Source organism: Shewanella vaxholmensis (assembly GCF_031932135.1).
GTDB lineage: Bacteria > Pseudomonadota > Gammaproteobacteria > Enterobacterales > Shewanellaceae > Shewanella > Shewanella hafniensis.
On sequence record NZ_JAUOEV010000045.1, the window covers coordinates 1 to 2,882 of the forward strand.

At 41.6% G+C, this 2,882-nt stretch carries 3 protein-coding genes; 1 reads left to right on the forward strand and 2 read right to left on the reverse strand.

What is annotated here, in order from left to right:
• On the forward strand, positions 1–701 hold a 701-nt coding region (locus Q4Q46_RS21250; protein ID WP_311907007.1), incomplete at its 5' end, for a replication initiation protein.
• A gap of 13 nt (positions 702–714) precedes the next feature.
• On the opposite strand, the gene tenpIN is transcribed toward Q4Q46_RS21250, so the two are convergent.
• Both tenpIN and Q4Q46_RS21260 read right to left on the reverse strand, forming a co-directional pair.
• Positions 715–1,146 carry a type III toxin-antitoxin system TenpIN family toxin gene (gene tenpIN / locus Q4Q46_RS21255; RefSeq protein ID WP_311907008.1) on the reverse strand — a complete coding sequence of 144 codons (432 nt, stop codon included), beginning with the start codon at positions 1,144–1,146 and terminating at the stop codon, positions 715–717.
• Between the two features lie 870 nt (positions 1,147–2,016).
• Positions 2,017–2,259: a hypothetical protein gene (locus Q4Q46_RS21260; RefSeq protein ID WP_311907009.1), complete on the reverse strand. Its 243-nt coding sequence runs from the start codon at positions 2,257–2,259 to the stop codon at positions 2,017–2,019.
• Positions 2,260–2,882 lie beyond the last annotated feature (623 nt).

The window sequence follows — 2,882 nt, forward strand, 5'->3', positions numbered from 1 at the left end:
AAAAAAAAATCAAGGACACCTTCATGAACAATATATCCGTTACTAAATCGAATTCACTTATCGATGCAAGTTATCGGCTCAATGTTCAAGCGCAGAAGCTAGTTTTAGCCTGCCTTGGAATGGTTGATCCTAGGACTGAAATCCCAAAAACGATGACGATTACCGCAACACACTTTTCAGAGTTAATGGGCATTCCAAATGCACACAGAGAGCTGTATATCGCTGTTGATGCACTCTATGGGGCGACAATCGTGCTCAAAGAGGGGAACGATGATATTGAGTTGCGTTGGATTCAAAAGAAGTCCAAACGAATCAAGGGGGCAGGCTCGATAACGATCACTTGGAGTGATGAGGTTTTACGTTACATTAGTCAGCTACAAAGCCGATTTACAACGTACAAATTGCGAAATATAGCTAACCTCCAATCGAGTCATTCAATCCGCTTGTACGAGCTGCTACAACGCTTTAACGACAAGAATTATCGAGTTATTTTGATTGATGACTTTAGATCTGCACTTGGCCTAAACGATAAATACCCTACATTTAAAGAGCTGAATAGGCGCGTGATTAAGGCTTCTGTAGACGAGCTAAACCAACGTAGTGACTTGGTTATCGAATACGACACGATCAAAAAAGGCCGAACGGTCACCGCGCTGGCCTTTACATTCAAACAAAGTAACCAATTAAAGATGGATATTTGATTTAGTTACAAAATCAAACTATTCCTAACTCATTATGGAAATATTGAAGAGTCGTGTACTGGAACCGTCTATCTAAAACTTTATCCGCAGATGACGCATAAACAATATAATCAGCTACATATTTGGAAAAATCTTTAATTATTTTATCTTTATTTTTTATGATTTTATCAAATTCTTCTTGCTCACGAAGCTGAAATGATTCTTGTGTAATGTCCGCCTCTTCAACTAAAAGAGCTTTACTGTAATCAAGCCCATTCCAAGATTTTCCAACAAGAATAGTTTTAAATCCGTTTGGGTGATTTAGGTTACTTCTTAAAGGCACCGCAAAGGTGATTCCACTAACTGTAATAGCGATAATCCCATAACCTCTATTTTTCTGAAGAACCTGTTCTTTGCCAGCACTTACTCGCTTATAGGCACTACTGGTAAGGCTTTTAATTTCCATGTATGTCCTTTAAAAAATTCGGACACAAAAAAACCCTCAAAAGAGGGTTTCTTGTGTAGATTTATTCCGTTGAGGTTGGTCTATTTAACGTGGGGATGCCTCTACCGCCACATAATCCATTGAGGTTGGTTTATTTAACGTGGGGATACCTCTACCGCCACATAATCTACAACTTAATCATATGACCATGTCGTCAATAATGCAACCATTATCGCAATATTGATTTAGCGTTATAGTGTTGATGATCAAGTGACCTTTGATGAATCTTGATTTAGTTACAGTATCAAATTGTACAAATGTACAAGCTTACATTTGTACAGAAACTCGTAGAGTTTTAAATGGGTGTTAGGGAAACCCTAAGCACGCGAAAGTATACTTTCGACAGCGTGCCTATGTTTAGCCTTTCGGCTTTACATACTCGCACAATCGAGACACCATCGAGACGCTTTCGAGACACCATCGAGACGCTTTCGAGACACCATCGAGACGCTTTCGAGACACCATCGAGACGCTTTCGGCTTTAAAAAGCTCAAAAAACCTAATTCAAGCCCCAAAAGAGCCTAGTTCGAGCCTAATCTAAGCCCTGAACGCGCCTCTAAAGAGCCTAAATCAAGCCAATACACAGCCCAAAATTAAAAGGAAAATGTATGAAAACTTTAATGAATGACTGGATGCCTGTTTTCTTTGTTGCGATCGTAACCGTCGCAATGGTTTCGACTTATTTTTTATACTTCAGATAATTTGATTTAGTTACAAATTCAAAGCCGAATAGCCTGACGCGCTGTAAAGCGCTTGTCGGCCATTTAAATCACTTTCACAAGGAAACATCAGTGAAAGTGATTTAAACGGCTCCACGGGCTTCCTATTGCGTTAAAACGGGCTAATTTTGAACGTGAGATGCTGCTTGTTATCATTTAGAGACCGTAAATAGATTTTTTCAGACTCCACCGGCTGAAAATGCCGATTGATCTCTGCGGTACTGTCCAAGTGAGCGATCAACGCCTTGATCGCCTCTTGGTATTTCTCAGGTACGCGCATCACCGTTGTTTTTTCGTATTTCGTTTTTCGGCCTGCACCAGGGCGAGCCCCTCCATGATTTTTTGTTTCGGTCATCGCAATCCCCATTGAAAAAGTTACAAAATCAAAATAGCTTGAAATAGTTACATAATCAAGTTGCTTTATGCGCTTTTGAGCGCAGCGAAAGCATGGAAGCGAAGCGGAACGTTTTTAGGGGCGCTTTTTTGCCCCGCCCTTGCCCTGCTAAGCCGCTTTTGATTTTTAACCATCCGTTCCGCACTGCGATAGCTTAATGGTCGAAGACAAAACGCACCTGCAGCGCGGTTTTTCAGTCTCGCCCCTGCCAACGGCAGGAAATGGCGAGGCATTTTTGGGGAAGGGTGGAGCCTTTAGGCGACCTAGGGGCGCAGCCCCATGGTCGCGGCGCAGCCGCTGCTTTTCGCTCTAAAAGGTTGATTTTTTCAGAGTTATCCACAGATCCACGCCTTTGTAATAAGATCTTTCTTGTTTGTATAAGATCTTTCTTGTTTGTAGAGAGCCTAGAGCCCTTGGTGGACATGAGCTACAGCGATCATAGGTGTACAGATTCGCAGTGATTGATCAGTGAAAGGTGTACAGATTCGCAGTAAATGCGTCATTAAAGGTGTACAGATTCGCAGTTGTGCCCACAACCTAAGGTGTACTGATTGACAAAAAAAACACCTATGCGTAAGGTGTAC

Bases quoted from the DNA above. Each gene is read 5' to 3' on its own strand.
- Q4Q46_RS21260 (WP_311907009.1), bottom strand. From the start codon at position 2,259: ATGACCGAAACAAAAAATCATGGAGGGGCTCGCCCTGGTGCAGGCCGA.
- tenpIN (WP_311907008.1), bottom strand. From the start codon at position 1,146: ATGGAAATTAAAAGCCTTACCAGTAGTGCCTATAAGCGAGTAAGTGCT.